14 protein-coding genes are annotated in these 21,926 nt (G+C 43.3%); 8 read left to right on the plus strand and 6 right to left on the minus strand.

Going from position 1 to position 21,926, the window contains the following annotated elements; genetic code table 11:
* Positions 1-107: 107 nt before the first annotated feature.
* Both MR764_RS07515 and MR764_RS07520 read right to left on the minus strand, forming a co-directional pair.
* Positions 108-2,567, minus strand: a complete 2,460-nt coding sequence (locus tag MR764_RS07515; RefSeq protein ID WP_247978791.1) for a T9SS type A sorting domain-containing protein — start codon at positions 2,565-2,567, stop codon at positions 108-110.
* Positions 2,568-2,835: 268 nt separating this feature from the next.
* Positions 2,836-5,274, minus strand: a complete 2,439-nt coding sequence (locus MR764_RS07520) for a T9SS type A sorting domain-containing protein (RefSeq protein WP_247978792.1) — start codon at positions 5,272-5,274, stop codon at positions 2,836-2,838.
* A 623-nt stretch (positions 5,275-5,897) separates the two neighbouring features.
* Between MR764_RS07520 and MR764_RS07525 the strand changes: the two genes are divergently transcribed.
* Complete coding sequence (locus MR764_RS07525) at positions 5,898-7,352, plus strand: glycoside hydrolase family 32 protein (RefSeq protein ID WP_247978793.1); 1,455 nt, start codon at positions 5,898-5,900, stop codon at positions 7,350-7,352.
* A 48-nt stretch (positions 7,353-7,400) separates the two neighbouring features.
* Positions 7,401-7,883 carry a thioredoxin family protein gene (locus MR764_RS07530; protein WP_247978794.1) on the plus strand — a complete coding sequence of 161 codons (483 nt, stop codon included), beginning with the start codon at positions 7,401-7,403 and terminating at the stop codon, positions 7,881-7,883.
* 69 nt (positions 7,884-7,952) lie between these two features.
* Here MR764_RS07530 and pepE read toward each other — a convergent pair whose 3' ends face one another.
* Positions 7,953-8,663: a dipeptidase PepE gene (gene pepE / locus MR764_RS07535; protein ID WP_247978795.1), complete on the minus strand. Its 711-nt coding sequence runs from the start codon at positions 8,661-8,663 to the stop codon at positions 7,953-7,955.
* Positions 8,664-8,922: 259 nt separating this feature from the next.
* On the opposite strand from pepE, the gene MR764_RS20355 reads away from it, so the two are divergent.
* The 5 genes from MR764_RS20355 to MR764_RS07560 all read left to right on the plus strand — a co-directional run bounded on the left by MR764_RS20355 (position 8,923) and on the right by MR764_RS07560 (position 13,860).
* The gene (locus tag MR764_RS20355) at positions 8,923-9,774 is read left to right on the plus strand and encodes a M23 family metallopeptidase (RefSeq protein WP_247978796.1); all 852 of its coding nucleotides are present in this window, start codon (positions 8,923-8,925) and stop codon (positions 9,772-9,774) included.
* Between the two features lie 133 nt (positions 9,775-9,907).
* Positions 9,908-11,068: a 1-deoxy-D-xylulose-5-phosphate reductoisomerase gene (locus MR764_RS07545; protein WP_247978797.1), complete on the plus strand. Its 1,161-nt coding sequence runs from the start codon at positions 9,908-9,910 to the stop codon at positions 11,066-11,068.
* Positions 11,069-11,077: 9 nt separating this feature from the next.
* Positions 11,078-12,415 carry an RIP metalloprotease RseP gene (rseP, locus tag MR764_RS07550; RefSeq protein WP_247978798.1) on the plus strand — a complete coding sequence of 446 codons (1,338 nt, stop codon included), beginning with the start codon at positions 11,078-11,080 and terminating at the stop codon, positions 12,413-12,415.
* Between the two features lie 42 nt (positions 12,416-12,457).
* Positions 12,458-12,655, plus strand: a complete 198-nt coding sequence (gene tatA, locus MR764_RS07555; protein WP_247978799.1) for a twin-arginine translocase TatA/TatE family subunit — start codon at positions 12,458-12,460, stop codon at positions 12,653-12,655.
* 155 nt (positions 12,656-12,810) lie between these two features.
* Positions 12,811-13,860 carry a DUF4837 family protein gene (locus MR764_RS07560; RefSeq protein WP_247978800.1) on the plus strand — a complete coding sequence of 350 codons (1,050 nt, stop codon included), beginning with the start codon at positions 12,811-12,813 and terminating at the stop codon, positions 13,858-13,860.
* Between the two features lie 84 nt (positions 13,861-13,944).
* Here the strand turns inward: MR764_RS07560 and metF are convergent, their stop codons facing one another.
* Together metF and metH are read right to left on the minus strand one after the other, a co-directional pair.
* Positions 13,945-14,898: a methylenetetrahydrofolate reductase [NAD(P)H] gene (gene metF, locus MR764_RS07565; protein ID WP_247978801.1), complete on the minus strand. Its 954-nt coding sequence runs from the start codon at positions 14,896-14,898 to the stop codon at positions 13,945-13,947.
* A 154-nt stretch (positions 14,899-15,052) separates the two neighbouring features.
* Complete coding sequence (metH, locus tag MR764_RS07570; RefSeq protein WP_247978802.1) at positions 15,053-18,721, minus strand: methionine synthase; 3,669 nt, start codon at positions 18,719-18,721, stop codon at positions 15,053-15,055.
* Positions 18,722-19,041: 320 nt separating this feature from the next.
* Between metH and MR764_RS07575 the strand changes: the two genes are divergently transcribed.
* Positions 19,042-20,253 carry an MFS transporter gene (locus MR764_RS07575; RefSeq protein WP_247978803.1) on the plus strand — a complete coding sequence of 404 codons (1,212 nt, stop codon included), beginning with the start codon at positions 19,042-19,044 and terminating at the stop codon, positions 20,251-20,253.
* Between the two features lie 90 nt (positions 20,254-20,343).
* On the opposite strand, the gene MR764_RS07580 is transcribed toward MR764_RS07575, so the two are convergent.
* Positions 20,344-21,582: a Gfo/Idh/MocA family oxidoreductase gene (locus MR764_RS07580; RefSeq protein WP_247978804.1), complete on the minus strand. Its 1,239-nt coding sequence runs from the start codon at positions 21,580-21,582 to the stop codon at positions 20,344-20,346.
* Positions 21,583-21,926: the final 344 nt, after the last annotated feature.

Consider the following 21,926-nt stretch of genomic DNA (forward strand, 5'->3'; position numbering starts at 1 on the left):
TTCGTTTGCATCATCTAACTTTTGTGTCAACAAATATAGGTATATATTTTAAAAATGAAATCACACTATCCTATTTGCTTAAAATTATTAAGCTAAATGATGGAAATTTAGTTTTTAATTAACTTTTTGGTAAGTACGGGTTTTCCATTCTCACTTACCCGGAGCAGGAACATTCCGCTTGCCTGATCCTTCAAATCAACCTGCTCAGAGTATTCTCCCCAAACACTCTCGACAAAATTCGAATAAACATTTCTGCCAAAAGAATCAAATACATCAATCTGCAGACTTTTCAATACTTGTTCCGGTTGGATATCAATATGAAATGCAGTGGAGAACGGGTTGGGATACACATTCACATTTCCCGGCGACAACACGACAACAGGCGCCGAAACCGTTTGCTGAATCCTCAAATTATCAATTACCCACCCCCAGCCGTTGGCATACGGATCGGAATACAAGCGGAAACGAATCAAAATCGTATCCCCGGCTTCAAAATTTCCGTTTTGCAATAATGAAATTTTGCGGTTCACATACCACTCTTCTGTTCCCACTGCTTTCGAATCCTGATCAACAATCGAGGCATTATAATTTGTCAGCCAGGTAGCATTTGCGCCGGAATCGTAGCCATCGACCAGTTCCTGCCAGGTTTCGCCCTTATCCTTGCTCCCTTCAACAATTACATAATCCCAAAAAGCATCGCTCCCGTAGCCCCCCGTGCCGGGCTCCACCAACACTACTTCGTCAAACCACATTGCTCCTTCCTCTTTCAATATTACCGGATATTTCAGCATCGTGGTAAAATTATAGTCCTTGTTATCTTCTTCGGGACTGGGATACGGATGAGGGCTATGCAAAGCGGCATCTTTGAAATTCTTTGCGTCATGAATATCAAAATCTGCCAGTAAAAAATCAGGGCTTTCGGTATTAAAATTATTGGCATAACTCTCCACCGGTTCGAATATCCTCTCAATTTTAAATGTATAGGTATCCGAGGCCGGAGCAACTGTTTGATTTTTGGCAACAGCAGCATCGATCGCTACAATCGAATACTTAATTTCATCACCATCCTGAAGTCCCTCTTCATTTAAATCAAATGTTCCTGAGTAATCAATACCATTTTGCAAAGTCAATCCAAACGACGGCTGTTCGATGCCGTTGAGCGAATAATTAACGTATACGGTATCAACCCCAAGATTATCGTCTACTTGTGCGTTTAGCACAAGCGGATCACCTTGCACAAGAAAGTAAGGAATTGGAGTATGCTCAATAACCGGAGGCTCCTGATCGACCCCAAAATGCACATTATGAACTGCAACGGGAGCATTCCAGGGGCTTGTGCTTTTTCGCCCCTTTATATCTGAAACTTCCACATAATACTGGAAATCTGTGGTTCCGTTACCGGGGATATAGCTTACGAGGTATTCATCTGTATTTTCGGTTGCCACAAGCAACAAGGTGTCCTGCGTGGTGAAATTATCGGTTGAATAGATCACAAACGTATTGGAGGAAAGTTCATAATAGCTTTCCACGGTAGCGAAAAACTCGAGGGGTACCAATTGTTCTTTGTCTCTTACCGGAGTATGATGTAAAAACAGGTTCGTCCAGCCAATGTCCTCCATAATACCCTTTGTAAGTGGTCCCGGATCGTGATTGGCTTCACCCGGAGCAATAGCATGCGTCATCAATGCATTGGCCGTTCCGGTGCCGTAGGTCACATCATTTAAATGATAAATACTTGAACCGTCATCGAAGGTATTCGGCGCATACAGTCTTGGCCGCGAGGCATTGGTTTTAGCCACCGGGCTATCTGCAAACAATGAATTCGAAATCAAGGCACTATTCAATTCCACAGAGGCATTTTGAAAAAAGGATGTGTCCAGCAGGTTACGCCCGCTGAATTGCTCCACCAACAAATCAAAAGAGGTAAAATCGCCCCTTGAATAATACTCATAGATGCCCAGGCCGTTGCTCACATAGAAGAATCCGGTAAATCCGAGGCCGTGACCGATCTCGTGTAAAACCACTGTCACAAAGTCGTATTTATCGATGGGGGTATTTCCGTCGATGCCGTAATACCAGTCAATTTTGTTGCTAAAGCTTGCTTCAATATCCGAACGACCTGTACCGTTTAGCTCTTCGCTGGCTATTTTTTCAGCAACAGCCACCGGATAATAGCAGTCGGGGACCGGAGCATTCGTAAAATTGGCATAATAGGTTTCAGGACCACAACTGGCCAAAGTATTGACACCAAGGCTCCCCGACCACGTTACGTAAATGTGAATCGGAACACTTGATTCAAGTATGCTTTCCCAAATACTTACTGCATATTCAAAGGCGACTTTTACAGAATCAGGAAATCCGCTGTACGAAACAACGATATCGCTTTTGGCTTCTCCCGACTTAAGCAAAAAATCTTTGGGAGGCGGAACAAATGACTTTTCAGCCTTTCCGGAGGCGTAACAAACGGGATTCGGGAATTTCCCCTCTCTGAGGATAGCTTTCTGCTGTCCGAAAACCAGGTTTGCCAGGCCACATAAAAGCCCAATAATTAGTATGATTCTGCTCATCAACTTTTGATATTTGAAAAATAACTGATAAAGCTCTTAATTGTTCGAAATTAAAATCAAATGAAGTTTATATAAAGCGACCAAGATACAAAAAGAATGCCGGGACAATCGTCCCGGCATTTCCTAATTTAAGGCTGTAATACCAATCATCTAATATTCTAACCTTTGCGCTTTTTTCTTTGACACTAATCTCAGTAGAACTACAATTGAAGTTATAAAACCAACGACTGCTGCTAAAAATGCAATTAATAATAAACTTTTCATGATTCTAATTTTTTATGATTTTTTGATTGATTGTTAATGCTTGATTATCTGTAACACTGGCGAGATAAACTCCCGCAGCAACGTTTGGCAGCTCAATTTTGATGCGTTGATCATAGTTGGCCAAACGTGTTTCGCGGTAAATGGTTTTACCGCTGAGGTCTCTTACAATCACGTCGACATCAGCTCCCTGAGTATCGAGACCATCAATGTATATGCTGTTCTGGAACGGATTAGGATACACGTTCACTTCGTTTTCTGCAAGAATTTCATCGGCATCGGTGGTTATACTTTGAATGGAAAGATTGTCGATTGCCCAACCCCATCCGGTAACCGCTGCGTCAGATGCAAGTCTGAAACGGAAAAGCACTGTATCTCCGGCTTCAAACGGTGTATTATCAGTTAGATTAATATGTTGACGCAAAAACATGTTTTCAGTTCCGCTGGCTTCAGAAACGGTACTTTTCAGTGAACTGCTAAAATGAGATTTCCAAAGTTCATCGGCACCCGAATCGTAACCATCGATCAACGGCAACCAGCTCTTACCATTATTTTTACTGCCTTCAATAATTACAAAATCCCAGAATTTATCTTCTGTATATATCGTTCCTTCTTCACCCGGCTCAACCAATACCACCTCATCAAAACTCATTTCTCCATTTTCTTCAATAATGACCGGGTATTTCAACTGGGCGATCAGGTTATACTTTTGATTTTCGAGTGTTGACTCAGGATAAGGGCTTACCGTATGTAAATTGCCTGATGAAAAGCCTGAAGGTCTGTTGACTTCAAAATCAGAAAATTCGAAATCGTTGTTAGCATTATCAAAGTTGCTTACATAAGCGGTCACCGGCTTTTGGGCTTCAGAAACACCAACTGAGAAATAACCTGTAGCCGGCAAGTATCTTTTGTTTTCGCGAGCTGTAGCATCAAGTGCCAACACGCGGTATTGAATGTCGTCGTTTTCTGTTAATCCGACAGGTAAAACCAATTCGCCGGTATAGGTATCCTGTCCTTCCAAGCCAAGTGCAAAAGGCTCCTGGCTTTCACCGTTTATCGAGTATTCCACCTGAACCGATTTAATTCCCACATTATCGGTTGCGGTCGCACTCAGGTTAAGTACAGGATTTACATTTGACATTATTCTTGCAGGATTATGTGCCAAAGTAGGTGGATAATAGTCGGCTCCAATAGTGAATATATATTTCCGTTCGGGCGCTCTGTCAGGGCTGGTAAAAACCATATCGCCTGTTGTTGTAGCTGAGTAATAATAATACATCTTACCTGTTCGGTTATTGATTGGAGCCTCTCCTTCAAATTTTCGGGTAGACTTGTTGTATTTCAGAGGAAGTACATTCGAGGTCGCAAAATTATCGGTAGAAAAGAAAAACTTAACCGACGAACTGTCAATTTTCAATTCGCTGCTTACCTCAACCGAAACCGGAAGTTTTTCGCAAGTTTCTTCAAAATCCTTAATTACTAAACCGTCAATAGTAACAGCTTTCCAGCCCAACTCTGCCAAAACACTCATTGTTTTATCACCGGGATAGTGAATCGCTTCGCCTTTAAAAATGTATGGGCTCATCAGCGCATTTGCATCTCCTTTTTCATAGCCGCTTTCCACATAGTGGTAAACACTGGTGGCTCCGCTCCAGCTACTGGGAGCATACACCAGCTGACGATCGGTCCCGTCATTTCCTTTCAGAGTCAACTGACCGGAAACCAATGCATTCTTGAGAGCAGCAGAAGGAATATCGAAATGCGAAGGATCACACAACGACAAACCGTTGTTATACACATACAGGTCGTAAATACTTGGAAGATGAGCATTGTTGCTCAAGGTTCCCAACCCGTTACTTACATCGAAAAAACCGGCAAATCCGAGACCATGTACAATCTCGTGCAAAGCTACGGTTACAAAATCGTACTGAGAACCCGGGCCATCGCCATCCGTTCCCAAATACCAATCCATGTTACTGTTGAATGTACAAACGATGTCAGCTTCGGTTCCATTTAATTCAGAACCGGAAAGTTTCTCGGCCAAAGCGACCGGATAGTACACGTCGGACAAGCGGGCACCATTGAAGTTTTTGTAAAACGACGACGGTGAGCTTTCAGCCAGTAAGCCGGTACCCATCGATGACCATTTAGCCTGAACCTTGATCGGAATATCCGAAGAGATCAGGTTCTCGTAAATGGAAAGCACATATAAAAATGCAGGTTTTGCATTTTCCGGAAAGTTCACGAACTCTACCTGAAAATCTGATTTAGACACTGATCCCGATTTGAGGTTCAACTCAACGGGAGGTGTGAATGATTTTCTAATTTCTTCTGAAGCGATGTTTACCGGAGCGGTTACCGTGGTAATCCTTTCAGGTTTCTGCTTCTGTGCCCAGACATTGCAAGCGCCAGCAATTGCCAGGACGGTGATTAAAAAGCGTCTCATTACAACTTAAATTAGGTTAATACTCAAGCCTAATTAAGTTTCGATAAAGCATGCTTACAGTTAGCCCTCAAACTGAGCGATACGAGCATACACGAACTGACCTGAATTACCGGGTTTGTATTGTAATTCAGTGGGTTTGTAAATTCGAATTTGCATCACGCACAATTCTACTTCCAACTAAAGCGAAGAACAAAAAGTTTCAAACGTTGAAACATTTTGAGTGGAACAACCTGGATTAACAGCTAAGCTTCATCTTGACTCAATCAGGGTCTGTATCGCACTCACAAATTTCAATCGTCCTCGGTTGAAACGATAATTCTTGCCAAGTTAAAAAACACAATTCGGGCAATGAAACTGCTTATCCGGTTCACGCGCAAAGATTAAAAAAAAGGAACCGGTGGGTTTGTAAAACAGCAACACGCCAAAACATGTCTGTTAACTCTTGAAAGCGAAAATAAAAGCTCTTGATTTAAAATTGATGATTGTCTGAAAATCAAAAGCGTCAGCCAAAGAACGGTTTTACATTTATGGGTTTGTGGAGGTAAATGTAGGGATTATTTTGATTAATGCAAATTTTTTTTCATAAGTTTAGCAAAACAACGAAAATAGCATAAACAGATTTTATGAACTTTTTATCAACAGCCTTACTCTCTATCACTGTGCTTTTTAGTGTTCCGGACAAGAAAAACAACAAAGAACCCTACAGAGAAGACTATCGCCCACAATACCATTTTACGCCGGAAAAAAACTGGATGAACGATCCGAATGGCCTGGTTTATTACGACGGCGAATACCACCTTTTTTACCAACACAATCCCAAGGGCAACGAATGGGGATACATGCATTGGGGACACGCTATCAGTACCGATTTGATGCATTGGGAAAACTATCCGATAGCTTTATATCCCGACGACAATTCAGAAGACAAAGTAAACTGCACAGCCTATTCAGGATCAGCCATTGTGGATGAAAAGAATCTCCTTGGAAAACAAAAAGGTGACACAAAAACACTCGTTGCATTTTACACCAGCCAAAACTGCGGACAGCGCATGGCCTACAGTACCGACAAAGGCCGCAACTGGAAAAAATATGAAAACAACCCGATAATTCCGTTGGACGAAAAAGACGATGCCCGCGATCCGAAAGTAATCTGGCACGAACCTACCCAAAAATGGGTGATGGTGCTTTACCGAAAATCGAATGACAGCGATAATTCAAAAGGCGTTTCCTTTTACACTTCTGACAACCTAACCGACTGGGAATGGAAAAGCCACATTCATGGATTTTTTGAGTGCCCCGACCTGGTAAAATTCAAAGTTGAAAACCGACCGGAAGAAACCGTCTGGGCTCTTTTCGACGGAGACGGAACTTACCTTTTTGGAAATTTCGACGGAGCAGAATTTACGCCTATTTCAGGTAAAATGAAAAGCGACTGGGGTAAAAACTTTTACGCCACACAAACCTGGAGTAACATACCAGCTTCCGACGGCCGAACGATACAAATAGCCTGGATGAGAGGAGGAGAATATCCGGAAATGCCGTTTAACGGGCAAATGACTTTTCCCAGCGAATTGAGCGTTCGTCACTTCCCTTCGGGCTACAAGTTAATCCGGAAACCAATTGCTGAAATCACATCCATTCAAAAGAACATTCTGGATATAGAAGACAAAAATGTAATCCCCGGAATAAATGACAACAAAGTGAAAAAAGCATCGGGTGACTGCCTGCGCATCGTAGGCGAATTTGACCTTAAAACATCAGATAATTTCGGATTCCTGGTTCGGAACAGCACTAAAAAGCCCGGAACGGAAATTCTATATAATGTAAAACGAGGTACACTTTCGGTAATGGGAGTTACAGTTCCGCTGCTTCCGATCGGCACCAAGATTAAGCTTGATATTTTACTCGACCGTACTTCGATCGAAGTTTATGCCAACGATGGACAGACCGTAGTTTCAAATTGCTTTACTGCCGATCCAAAATCAAACGGCCTGGTATTGTTTTCGAACGGAGGAGAGTTGGGCATTGACAAACTGGATGTGTACGAGATCAAGTCAGTTTGGGAGAAGAAGGACTAACTGAAACCAAATCAAGAACTATAATAAATAAGGAGAAATAAAATTCCGATGAAAACGATTCTCATAGCCTTGACCTTTATCTTCAGTGTGGCATTACTAAATGCCCAGGAAGTCAAAATATACAATCCCGAAGCCAACGCAAAAGAAGACATACAGGAAGCGGTGAAAGAAGCAGCAGAATCGGGGAAGCATGTTTTTCTTCAGATTGGGGGAAACTGGTGTCCCTGGTGTGTTAAATTCCACCGATTTATTGAAGAAGACGCAGAAATCAATGCCTTTGTGCAGCAAAACTTTGTGGTGGTAAAAGTTAACTATGATCCCAAGAATAAAAACAAAGAAGTGCTTGCGGAACTGGGATACCCGCAACGTTTCGGTTTCCCGGTTTTTGTTATTTTGAATGGAGAGGGAAAGCGCATCCACACTCAAAATTCAGCCTTCCTGGAAAAAGATAAGGATTACGACCGTGACAAAGTTTTACGCTTTTATCAAAACTGGTCGCCTGCTGCGCTTGACCCAGCAAATTACAAATAAGAAAATCTATATTTCAAAATAAAGAAGAAGCTCCGGGAATAATACCGGGAGCTTCTTCTTTATACGCCTTTACCTGTTCATCAAAAAACTAAAGTCATCTCCGGCCTTCAGTTCAAGCGGCTCCTGCCCTTTTTTGAAAATCCGGCACGACTGTTCACCGATCAACTCCAACTTATCGTTCTCGAGTTTAAACATGGTCCCTTCGCGTAACCCGGCAACATAGCATCTCGGATTCACCTCAATAAACTCCTGAATGCGTTGCTCGCGTGTTTCTCCGCCATGCCCTTCGGGATTGGCATCCAAATAATGGGGATTGATTTGAAAAGGAACCAAACCGGTACATTCAAATCCTAACGGATCAATAATTGGCATATCATTCGTCGTCCTCAGTGTTGGGCAAGCCACATTCGATCCGGCGCTCCAGCCAATGTAGGGAGTATCATTAAACGCCTTCTCCCGAATAGGATTCAATAATTTCCTATCTCTAAGCATACGCACCAGCTGCCAGGTATTTCCACCTCCAACAACAATTGCCTGTGCTTGCTGAATGGCTTTCACCGGGTTTTCAAAAGTATGAATGCCAACAATGTGATGCCCGAGCTCGGCAAACCGCGCTTCTACCTTCTCGCAGTATTCATCGAACGAAAAAGTAACCGCAGCATATGGAATAAAAACTGCCGTAACAGGCTTATCGCCTAAAAATTTTTTGATTTCGTTTTTGGGATAATCCAGGTACGCTTCACCCGGCATTGTTGAATTGCTAATCAGTAGTAGTTTCATTGTTTTCTATCTCAAAGTTGATTGATTCAATACAAATAAAGAAAAATTCGATATATAACTGACGGTCAGTCATACGCAAATTTGTCGTTCTCTATTAACGCACAATAACCGTAAAAAACGGAATTCGGGCAATGATAATTGTTTGGTTTCATCAAGAACTTACAAAGTGGATTTTCACTTCTTATAAATTCTTAAAAAATATGAATCGCGGGGGCTATTTCTTATTTCTTTCTAAATTTGTAAGCTTAAATAAATCAGGGTGGAAGAAAAAAAGAAATTTTATTCGAAACTAAAAAACCAGTACCGGTTAATTATATACAACGATACGACATTCCAATCGGTTTGGAGCATGAAACTTTCTCGTTTGAAAGTTTTTACTGCCACCAGCGTGTTGTCGTCAATAATTGTTGTTTTGGTCATTCTGTTGATTGCGACAACCGGATTGCGTGAGTACATTCCGGGCTATCCGAAAGCAGAATACCGGCAGATGCTGATTCACAGTGCGCTAAAAGTGGACTCGCTGGAAATGGAGTTGGCCAAACGCGACCGTTTTTTCAAAGGGATTCAAACCATTATGTCGGGCGATATACCCGAAGATGATCACATTGTGGAAGCAGAACGCCCTTCATCTGAAGTTGATTTTCAACAATACAACCACGACTCCATATTTCAGGATGAACTGCTGGCCGAACAGCTCAGCCTTTCGTTGCAGCCGGAAACAGGAAACAAAACCGATTTAAGTCGCATGCACTTTTTTGTTCCGGTAAAAGGAGTGATAACCGAGCGTTTTAACTCTTCAGCCGATCATTTTGGGATCGATCTAGTGAGCGAAGCCAACGCGCGAATTTCTGCTGTATTGAGCGGTACTGTTATTTTTTCGGGATGGACACTCAAAACAGGTTATTCCGTTTACATTCAACACGACGGAGACCTGGTTTCGGTCTACAAACACAATTCGGAACTGCTAAAGAAAGAGGGTGACCACGTAAGTGCGGGCGAAGCCATTGCAATTATCGGAAACACCGGGGAACTTTCTACCGGGCCTCACCTGCATTTCGAACTCTGGCACGACGGAAACGCGCTGAATCCGGAACAATACATTGATTTCTAGAAGCATTCACAATGACACATCCATATCACAGAATCACAATTTGCAGCAAGCGCATTGAAAAGAGAGACAATGGGCTGAATAACATAATGGAGTTACCGGCAAGCATGCATGCTGAAAACGTATTTTTGAACAGATGAAAAAAAGAGTTGCCATTCTTGGTTCTACCGGCTCCATTGGAACCCAATCGCTGGAAGTAATCGCACAAAATCCCGATCTTTTTGAAGTTGAAATTTTAACGGCCAACAACAACGTTGATCTCCTGATTCAACAGGCCAAAACATTTCAGCCCAATGTGGTGGTAATTGCCAACAAAGAGAAATACAAACAGGTATCGGAAGCACTGAAATCGGAAGACATAAAAGTTTATGCTGGGAATGAAGCACTTGCCCAGGTGGTCGAAATGGAAACCATCGACCTGGTGCTAACCGCGATGGTTGGCTATTCCGGACTACTCCCAACTTTAAACGCAGTAAAAGCAGGAAAACACATTGCGCTGGCGAACAAGGAAACTCTGGTGGTTGCCGGTGAAATTATCACCAAAGCTGCCTTGGAAAAAGGAGTCGATCTTCTTCCCGTTGATTCGGAACATTCGGCTATTTTTCAATGTTTGGTGGGCGAGTTCATGAACCCTGTTGAGAAAATCTACCTTACGTGCTCAGGAGGTCCATTCCGCGGCAGATCACTAAAAGAGCTTGAAAACGTAACCGTAGACGATGCGTTGGCGCACCCCAACTGGGACATGGGGGCAAAAATCACCATCGATTCTGCCACCCTTATGAACAAGGGATTTGAAGTAATTGAGGCCCGTTGGTTGTTTGGCCTCCCTTCATCCAAAATTGATGTGATCGTTCACCCGCAATCCATAATTCATTCGCTTGTTCAGTTCGAGGACGGCTCCATGAAAGCGCAGATGGGACTACCCGACATGAAACTGCCGATACAATATGCGTTGGGATTTCCGAACCGGATAAAAAACAATTTCCCGCGCTTTAGCTTCCTTGATTACCCGAACCTCAGCTTTGAACAGCCTAATACAAAAATTTTTCGTAACCTTGCACTTGCTTTCGAAGCGTTGGATAAAGGAGGGAATATGCCCTGCATCCTGAACGCTGCCAACGAAGTAGTGGTAGAAGCGTTTCTGAAACGAAAAATCGGTTTTCTGCAAATACCGGAAATCATTGAAGCGGCTATGAATAAAGTGGCTTTTATTGAAAAGCCGGAGTTGGAGGATTTAATTGAAACCAACAACGAAACAAGAACAGTAACCGAGTTGTTAACAGGAAACGGAAATTAAAAAACTTGAATGGAATCGATATTAATTAAAACAGTACAGCTTCTCTTAAGCCTATCAATTTTGGTGGTTCTGCACGAGGCAGGACACTTTATGTTTGCACGTTTATTCAAAACACGCGTCGAAAAATTTTACCTGTTTTTTGATCCGTGGTTTTCACTTTTCAAAGTAAAAAAAGGAGAAACCGAATATGGAGTTGGCTGGTTGCCCCTGGGTGGCTATGTTAAAATCTCGGGGATGATTGACGAGTCGATGGACAAAGAAGCCATGAAACTTCCCCCGCAACCCTGGGAATTCAGATCCAAGCCGGCATGGCAACGTCTGTTGATTATGTTGGGAGGTGTTTTGATGAACTTCATTTTTGCGTTCATCATCTACATCGGAGTGCTTTATGCATGGGGAGAAGAATACCTTCCGACCAAAAATGTAAAATACGGAATCGTTGTTAACGAAGTAGGCGAACAGATCGGATTCAAAACCGGCGATAAAATCCTGTCGGTTGACAACCAATACATCGAACAGTTTCAAAAAATTGTCCCCACCATTGTTTTAGACGAAGCCAAAACCGTTCAGGTTGAACGCGACGGGCAAAAGATCGACATCGAAATTTCGAGCGAAGACCTGGCGCTGATGTTAAGAAGCAAGGGTATCCTGGACGAGCGTCTCCCGTACGACATTAAAATCGGGAAGCTGGCCAAAGATTATCCGGCAGCACAGGCAGGCTTGCTTGTCAACGACCAGTTGGGTAGTATTGACGGAAATTCGTTTGAATATTACGACCAGTTTACAAATTACCTCGACTCAAAGAAAAATTCGGAGATCGCGATTGAAATCACCCGCGACGGTCAGAAACTGACCAAAACGGTAAAAGTAAATGAAGAAGGCAAACTGGGTTTCAATCCTGCCCTTGTCAATCCCGATATTTTTGAATGGAAAACACTGAAATACGGCTTTTTAGAATCAATCCCTGCAGGAGTTGACCGCGGTGTTCAAACCACCATCAACTACCTGAAACAATTTAAACTCATCTTTAATAAAGATACCAAAGGTTACGAGTCGCTGGGAGGTTTTGCTACCATCGGGAATATCTTCGCTCCTACCTGGAATTGGGCACATTTCTGGGACATGACAGCGTTTATCTCGATCATTCTGGCGATTATGAACCTACTTCCCATTCCTGCTCTCGACGGCGGCCACGTCATGTTTCTGCTCGGCGAGATCATCACCGGAAGAAAGCCGGGTGAGAAATTTCTTGAGTATGCACAGATCACCGGAATGATCTTATTACTGGCACTTGTACTTTATGCCAATGCCAACGATATAATTAAGATGATTAACGGAACATTTTAGCAAAATATTTCTATTTTTGTCACGAACCAATTAAAAAGTATCATGAATCTATTTGTATTAGCAGGGTTTATTGGGCCACAGGAGATCATTATCATCCTGATCATTGTATTACTTCTGTTTGGTGGTCGTAAGATTCCGGAATTGATGAAAGGTCTTGGTAAAGGAATGAAGGAATTCAAGAAAGCCACCAAGGAAGAAGATGATGACGAAGCTTCGGAATCAGGAAAAATTGAAAAGTAATCAATATCCAATAAGATAATTGAATCCCGTTCGAACAGAGCGGGATTTTTTTGTTTTCTTTCCGTTCTTTAACGGTAACCGGTTCGGGGCGTTTTAACACATCAGAATGGTAAGATTTTTGTTGTAAATGTTCCGAATCTCAAAATCTGAATGTTATGAAACTCAAAATTAACTACTTTGCTCCGATTGTTTTACTGGCTGCAATTCTTTTCTCGTGTAATAACGACACTTCCAATATGCGGAAAAAAATCACCGGGAAAGCTGGCGAAATGGTTGTTGTGATCTCAAAATCGGCGTGGGAAGAAAGCGCTGGAGAAGCCATTCGCGCCACCTTGGCTCAGCCTCAGGTGGCACTTCCGCAGGAAGAACCGCTTTTTGATGTGATTAACGTGCCACACGAAGCATTCAAAGACATCTTCAAATCCACCCGGAATATCATTCAGGTGAACATATCGCAAACCGTGGAAAAAGAAGGCGTAACCTTTACCGATGATGTTTGGGCCTACCCGCAGGCTACGGTTCAAATTCAGGCTAAAAACCAGGATCGTTTTGTTGAACTGCTTAACGAAAACAAAGACAAAATTCTCTCCTATTTCCTTTCTGCAGAACGGGAAAGGATAACCATGAATTACAAAAACACCTACGAAAAATCGGTTTACAATATCCTGGATAAGGATTTCGGAGTGACCATGCTTGTGCCACCCGGTTTCAGGGTAATGGAACAGAAAAAAGATTTTATCTGGATCCAGTACGATACTCCTGATATTATTCAGGGAATAGTAATTTACACCTATCCCTTTGTTTCCGACAGTGCGTTTACGGTTGACTACCAGCTTCCATTAAGAGACAGCATATTAAAAGCCAACGTTCCGGGACCAACCGACGGCAGCTACATGGCAACTGAAACCCGAATCGATCCGATATACAATATTACCCGACACAACGGAAATTATGCAGGTGAAATGCGCGGACTATGGCGAGTGGCCAACGATTTTATGGGCGGGCCATACATTGCTTTATCGGAGCTTGACATGGCCAATCAACGGGTAATTAATGCCTTTGGATTTGTTTACAAGCCCAACAAAGAGAAACGCAACCTGCTGCGCCAGGTGGAAGCGATGATTTACTCGTTAAAACTGAACAATCAGAAAGAAAACGATAAGCTAAACAAACAGTCGGACTTTGAAATTAACGTTGAAGGATAAAATACAGCGCATACCAACAAGAAGGCCGGGGAACATATTCTCCGGCCTTACTTTTTTATATAATGCAATCGCGTTATTGCCAAATTAAAAAGCGGCTTTTACAATTTCTTTCACGTTATCTGAAATACCGTAGGTATAAATGTGCAGCGACGGCGCCTTATGCGCTACCAGGTCTTTCGACTGCAAAATTGCCCATTCGGTTCCTACTTTGCGGGCCTCGTCGTTGTTCTTGCATTTTGCCAGCTCTTTCGACAGTTCCATCGGCAAATCAATGCTAAATATTTTGGGAAGAACCGTTAGCTGGTTCACCATGTTAATCGGTTTAATGCCCGGAATAATCGGGACTGTGATTCCCATCGCACGACAACGATCCACAAAATCGTAGTACACCTGGTTGTCGAAAAACATCTGAGTAACAATGTAATCAGCCCCTGCATCCACTTTTTGTTTCAGGTATGCCATGTCCGAATCCATGTTTGGCGCTTCAAAATGCTTTTCAGGATAACCAGCTACACCAATACAAAAATCAAGTGGAGTATTGTTTTTCAAGTCGCCATCGAGGTATTTTCCTTTTCCAAGATCTTTAATTTGCCCAACCAGTTCGTTCGCGTTGGCGTGTCCGTTTTCGGTTGGAGTAAAAACACTTTGCCCTTTAATTCCGTCACCACGCAAAGCCAACACATTATTGATTCCCAGGAAATTCAAATCGATCAGCACGTGCTCCGTTTCACTTTTGGTAAAACCACCACACAAAATGTGCGGCACCACCGGAATGTTGTACCGATGCTGAATGGTTGCTGCAATGGCAACTGTTCCAGGACGCTTGCGAACCGTGTGTTTCACAATCGAACCATCCTTTAATTCCTTAAATTCCACCTCATCGCGGTGCGTGGTAATGTTGATGTATTTCGGATCAAACTCTGTCAGGCTTTCAACGGTCTGATAAAGTTTCGACGCATCGTTTCCTTTTAAAGGAGGTAACAGTTCAAATGAAAATACAGTGCTTTTTGCTGCTTTTATGGTATCTATGACCTTCATTGTCGGTTTATCTTTTGTGCTACAAATGTAATAAAATCGTACCCTTTGGTATGAATCCCCGGTTGTTTCGCGGAAAATTGCGCGTTAATTTAACCGAAGCTTTTCATCCGGCATCCTTTTTACGACAACAGATATCTTCCGGTTTCCCTCCAAATTATTTGTAATTCAAATTAGTGGGTAGAAATTTCTCGACAAAATCAATGCTTTTCCCTTTCCGTTTGGCATAGTCGGCTACCTGGTCGATACCAATTTTCTCGAGACTAAAATACCGCGACTCGGGATGAACAAAGAACTCGCCGGACACCGATGCATTCGGATACATCGCAAAATGTTCGGTCAGCGAAATTCCCACTTCTTCTGCTTTAATAAAGTGGAAGAGGTTTTCTTTTTCTGAATGTTCAGGACAAGCCGGATAGCCCAGTGCCGGACGTATTCCCTGGTATTTTACTTTCAGGATATCATCCAGTGAAAGATTTTCATCGGGCACATATCCCCAGTAATTCTTCCTGATTTCCAGGTGCAGCAATTCTGCAAAAGCCTCGCTCAAACGGTCAGCAAGCGCCTCCAACATAATTGCCTTGTAATCGTTATGGTCGGCACGGTACTGATCTTTCCATTTTTCGATGCCGATTCCCGCTGTAGTTGCAAATCCTCCGCAATAATCTATTTTTCCGGAATCAAGCGGAGCGACAAAATCGGCCAGACAGAAATTCGGCACACCGGCTTTTTTCTTCTCCTGTTGACGGATGTGGTAGAAACGGCCGATTTCCTTTGAACGTGTTTCGTCTTCAAATAAAACCACATCGTCACCATCGGCATTGGCGGGCCAAATTCCAAAAGCGGCATTGGCCTGCAACATTTTTTTGTCGATGATCTCATCGAGGAATTCATTGGCTTCCTTGTAAAGTTTCCTGGCTTCCTCGCCTTGTTTCTCATCGTTGAAAATATCGGGGTAATGACCTTTCAAGCCCCAGGTTATAAAGAAGAAAGTCCAGTCGATGTATTGCCGCAGTTCTTCGAGCGGAAAATCGATCAGATGCTTCACTCCTGTAAAATTTGGCTTGTAAATCGGGGTATTGTTCCAGTCGATTTTGAATTTATTGGAACGTGCTTCTTCCAGCGTCAGGTATTCTTTTGCTTTTCGCTGTCCCTGAAACTGCCGGACATTTTCGTAATCGTCGCGAACCGACTTTAAATAAGTTTCGTTTTTCGCGATCAGGTTCGACACCACATTTACCGCCAGCGATGCATCTTTCACGTGGATTACCGGATTTGAATATTCTGGTTCGATTTTCACCGCCGTATGAATTTTTGAGGTCGTCGCACCACCAATCAGTACAGGAATATCCATTTTGCGGCGTTCCATTTCCTTGGCAATATCGACCATAATTTCCAGCGATGGCGTAATTAAACCACTCAGTCCAATAACATCCACCTTGTGCTTCACCGCTTCATCCAGAATTTTTTCGGTGGGAACCATTACTCCAAGGTCAATAATTTCATAATTATTACACCCCAGAACAACTCCTACAATGTTTTTACCAATGTCGTGTACATCGCCTTTCACGGTGGCCATCAACACTTTTTTCTGTGCTGTTGAGTTTTTGAATTTTGCTTTATCAGCCTCAATGTACGGGAGCAAATAGGCCACCGCCTTCTTCATCACACGTGCCGATTTGATCACCTGTGGAAGAAACATCTTCCCTTCACCAAAAAGTTCGCCTACGATGTTCATTCCATCCATAAGCGGCCCTTCGATAATGTTCAGCGCCGGAGAATATTTGGTGAGCGCCTCTGCCATGTCTTCGTTTACATGCTCGGGTAAACCTTTTACCAGCGCATGACTGATGCGTTCTTCCAGCGGCAGCTCACGCCATTCGTCTTTTTTCTCTTCTTTCTTATCGCTAACCTTCATGTTTTCGGCAAATTCGAGCAAGCGCTCTGTTGCATTCGGACGACGATTCAAAACAAGGTCTTCAATCTTTTCGAGGAAATCTCTCGGAATCTCGTCGTAGATCTGCAACATTCCGGGATTTACAATTCCCATGTCGAGCCCGGCCTTTATTGCATGATACAGGAAAACCGAGTGCATGGCTTCGCGCACCACATCGTTTCCACGAAATGCAAAGGAAACGTTGCTGACCCCGGCGCTTACTTTTGCAAAGGGCAGATTTTCCTTGATCCATTTCACCGATTCAATAAAAGAAACCGCGTAATTATTGTGTTCCTCGATCCCCGTTCCAATGGTAAGTACGTTGGGATCGAAAATGATATCCTGGGGTGCAAAATGTACTTTTTCTGTAAGAATTTTATACGCACGGGTACAAATTTCCTTGCGGCGCTCGGTGTTATCTGCCTGGCCTTTTTCGTCAAAAGCCATGACAATAACTGCAGCGCCATATCTTTTTACCGTTTTTGCCTGCTGAATAAAAACTTCCTCTCCTTCTTTCAAACTGATGGAATTCACGATCGCTTTTCCCTGCAGACATTTCAACCCGGCTTCAATTACTTTCCACTTCGACGAGTCGATCATGATCGGCAGCTTGGCAATATCCGGTTCCGCCATAATCAGGTTCAGGAAGGTTGTCATTTCCTTTTCGGCATCCAGCATGGCATCGTCCATGTTTACATCGATCACCTGTGCTCCGTTTTCCACTTGCTGGCGGGCAATCGTCAAAGCCTCTTCGTATTTCCCTTCGCTGATCAATCGGGCAAATTTTCGTGAACCGGCCACATTACAACGCTCGCCGATGTTCATAAAATTGGTGTTTTCGGTAATCGTTACAGGTTCAAGCCCGCTCAGTTTCATATTTGTTCCCGGCTCAACCAATTGGTGAGGTTTAGCCCGGGCTGCCAGATCGGCAAAAGCATGAATATGATCCGGAGTGGTACCGCAACATCCGCCAATAATGTTTACAAAGTTGTTATCGAGGTAATCTTTGATGTAACCGGCCATAATCTCGGGCGACTCATCGTAGCCACCAAACTGATTCGGTAGCCCGGCATTGGGATGCGCACTGATGTGGAACGGTGCTTTTTTCGAAAGTTCTTTTACATACGGGCGCAAATCGCTGGTGCCGAGCGAGCAGTTCAGCCCGATGCTCAGCAAATCGACATGCGATACCGAATTCAGAAAGGCTTCCAGTGTTTGGCCTGAAAGTGTTCGTCCACTGGCATCGGTGATCGTTCCGGAAACCATCAGCGGAAGTTCAATCCCACGGGCCTCCAGCGCTTCTTCTACCGCAAAAATGGCAGCTTTGGCATTCAGCGTATCAAAAATGGTTTCGATCAGCAACAAATCAACACCGCCATCCAGCAAACCATCCACCTGTTCGCGGTAAGCCTTTTTTACCGTATCAAACGAAACAGCACGGTAGCCCGGGTCGTTCACATCGGGCGAAAGCGACAAGGTTTTGTTGGTCGGTCCGATTGACCCCGCTACAAAACGTGGTTTGTCGGGAGTCTTTTCGGTGTATTCGCGGGCCACTTCCAGCGCCAGTTCTGCCGAAGCTTTGTTCATTTCATACACAAACTCCTCAGCTCCGTAATCGGCCTGTGAAATACTGGTTGCGTTGAAAGTGTTGGTCTCTAAAATATCGGCTCCTGCCTCCAGGTAACGGGTGTGAATTTCTTTAATGATCTCAGGTTTTGTAATCGACAGCATGTCGTTGTTCCCCTTTTGGTCGTTGGGGAAATCCTTCAATCGCTCTCCTCGGTAATCTTCTTCGGTTAGTTTATATTCCTGAATTAAAGAACCCATTGCGCCGTCCATTACAAGAACGCGTGTTTTAAGTTCTGCCCTGATGTCTTTCCGTCTGTTCATTCGATGAATTTGCTTTGGGGTTAATTTCCCCCTTCTAATTTTAATATCGCAATCTGAGCTACAAAGGTAAATAAAGCCCCCTTGGAATTCAAAGGTTGCGTAGCATTTACCTCATTTGTAAACTGAAACTTTCCTAAAAGTCGGATAGTTGCTCTTAATAACCATCCCCCCGATGAAATGTTCTAAGTTTAATTTAAACTTTCGTTTTAACGGGAAAAATGTTGTTCCGAACAATTTTAGGACAATTACGTCTCTTTCATGTTAATTTTGCTGTTTCCTAATAAAATAATACAATCTGCTCATGAACAGAAAATAAGAATATGAGCAAGAGCATCAAATATTTAACTACAGTTATTTCCGTGACACTTGGATTACGTTTGTTTTCCATGTCGATTATCATTCCGTTTTTATCGGCCTATGCCATGAATTTAAAAGGCGGAAGTCCGGCGCTAACAGGCTATGCCCTTGGAATATTCGGACTCACACAAGCAGTGCTGCAAATTCCATTTGGCGTTTTAAGCGATCGGATCGGGTATAAAAAAGTAATGCTGGCCGGGCTTGTAATGCTGATTGCAGGTTTGTTAACCGCAGCTTATGCCACATCCATTGGCTGGCTCATTTTTGCGCGTGCACTGCAAGGAAGCGGAGCCATTGTGACGGTTGGCTACTCGTGGCTATCATCGGTTTCGGGCGATGCCGAACGCGACAAAATACTAACCAAGTTGGGAGCACTGCTGGCTACTTTCACCATGTTGTCGTACGTATTGGGGCCGCTTGTTCATATTGTGCTAAATGTTAGTCAGATGTTTGTTTTCTCTGCGATCCTGATTGTGGGGTGTTTCATCTGGGTATTAACAAGCACGAAACAGGTAAATCCTGCTCTCCGAAAAGAATACGCTCAAAAGCACAAAGTGAAATCGGTTTTTAACATCAGTCACCTCAGCAAAAGCCTGATTCTCACCTTTAACAACTTTTTAATGATGGCTTTCTTTTTTATGCTTCCTCTTTTACTGGAAGGAAATTTGGCCACCAACCAAATATGGATTGTTTTAAGTCCTTCTATTTTGATCGCCGTTGGCGTTCTGCCTTATTTTTCAAAACAAGCATCAAAAGCAAATGCAAAAAAGGTACTAACCGTCTTGTTTCTATTAATCGCTGTAGGCTTTTTTAGTATATATTTCCGAACTGTCGTTTCTGTTATCTGCGGAACAATTTTACTGATGGTGGGCTTATTATCCATTTCCTCGATTGTTCCGATGCTGATTAACCGGGAGATGGACAACCGCCAGCGCGGGAAAGGCAACGGAGTGATGGTCAGCTTACAATATTTTGGATCGTTTCTGGGCGCTGCGGTTACCGGCAAGCTTTGGGGCTGGGGGCTGGTCGTAGCCTTTGGCTTCGTGGGAGCGGTAATCTTTGCAGGAATTATTCTGACCAACTTGGAAAGTAAGCCAAGCAACCTACCTCTGGAAATCGAAACGAAATACGAAACGCAACCTCAGCCGGCATCAAAACGAAGATATAAACCCTGAAAACTTTAACGCTCAAAAAAAAGCCGGTGAATAAAAACGGGAATCACTCCCAATTCTATCACCGGCCTTTTTATTATATTTTGCGATTATTTATTCCCAATATTTAAACTGCGGGATTTTCAATAACTCCCCATCCTTCATCGCCGATTGATGCGCAACAATTCCCCCAACGGTCATGTTCAGTGCCATTGCCACGTCCACCAGAGGTTTTCGGTCCTGAAGAATGGCAGTAACAAACTCATCCATCAGTCGTCCGTGAGAGCCACCGTGTCCGCCTTCCGGCACCCCGGGAGGCAGAGCAGGCCGGGCCAGATCGGGCAGCGTTTTCTCTATGCCTTCATATTTATCGTAATAAGAACCTTTTGTTCCGCGCACCCTTCCGGTCTCCGATCCGTAGCCCTCTCCATAGGTATCGGCGCTTCGCCCCATTCTGGCCATACTGCCCCCATTGGTTCGGTACAACGAAATTTCAGTTGCAAATGGATTTCCGTACTGGTTATTTAAATTATATCGTTCCATTTTCCCGGGAATACCCATGCACGATACTTCAATAAAACTGCCGTTGGTTACGCCAACGTAATAAGCATCGGAATGTGTAGGATACCATTGTGGCGGCATTCCGCTGCGCCAGTTTTTATACGCTGCGATGCCGTTTGCAGAATAATGCCAGTATTCACCTTCGGTATAAATTATATCTCCCAAAGCCCCGGCATTGTACAGCTGTCGCATTTCATAAAGGTTCTGACGAAACATTGATGTTTCAAACATCATGTATTTTAGTCCTGTTCGTTTCACCGTTTCAAAAACTTTCTCGGCATCTTCGAGCGAACCAAACACAGCCGGCACGGCAGTGGCAACATGCTTACCGTGGTTCAGCACTTCGATACAATGGCGTGCATGATTGGGTGCATCGGTGGCGACAAAAATGGCTTCAATGTTGTCGTCTTTCACCATCTCTTCGAGCGAAGGATAGGTTTTGTTACAGCCCACTTCTTTTGCCAGGGCTTCACACCGTTCAGGAATCAGGTCGCTAACCGCCACAACGTCGACATTGGGGTGATTCTGAAACCCAAACGCCGCCGAGAATTTACACACACCGTAACCTACTAGTCCGACCCGAATTTTACGGTCCGAAACAGGTTGCCATATCTTTGTTGACGTTTCAACCCCTGTATCCTCGAAGCCCTGAATAACAGGTTGATCCGTTTTTTTCTGACTAGTGCAACCTATCTGGCTGACACCTATTAATCCGGCTCCTACTCCCAAACCACCCAGGCGTATAAAATTACGCCGGTTAATTGTCTGGTCATTTTCTTTCTTTTTTCCCATGTTGGTTGTTTCTTTTCTAAGTTATTATCGCTTATCGTTCGGTTAAAATTTTTTCCTTATGCTTTTTGTTGGTAAAACGATGATTGGTGTCCCTGATACCATCGCAGGTAACTTCGTTTCAGTATTTTTAAATAACTCCACTCGTCACCTGATACCAAACATAATCATTTCATTAAATAGAATAATCTGAAAATGAAGGATTAATCCACTACCCTGCTACAAAACATAAGTAGGCTCCAAATTAAATTCAACGATATAAATCAGCACAAACCCAAAATTTAGCAATTGCACCAGTCAACTTTTATTTCTCCTTTCAAAACCAATACCTATATTTAGACTTCCAT

The sequence above is a fragment of the Maribellus sp. YY47 genome (assembly GCF_023111095.1).
Taxonomy (GTDB): Bacteria; Bacteroidota; Bacteroidia; order Bacteroidales; family Prolixibacteraceae; genus Draconibacterium.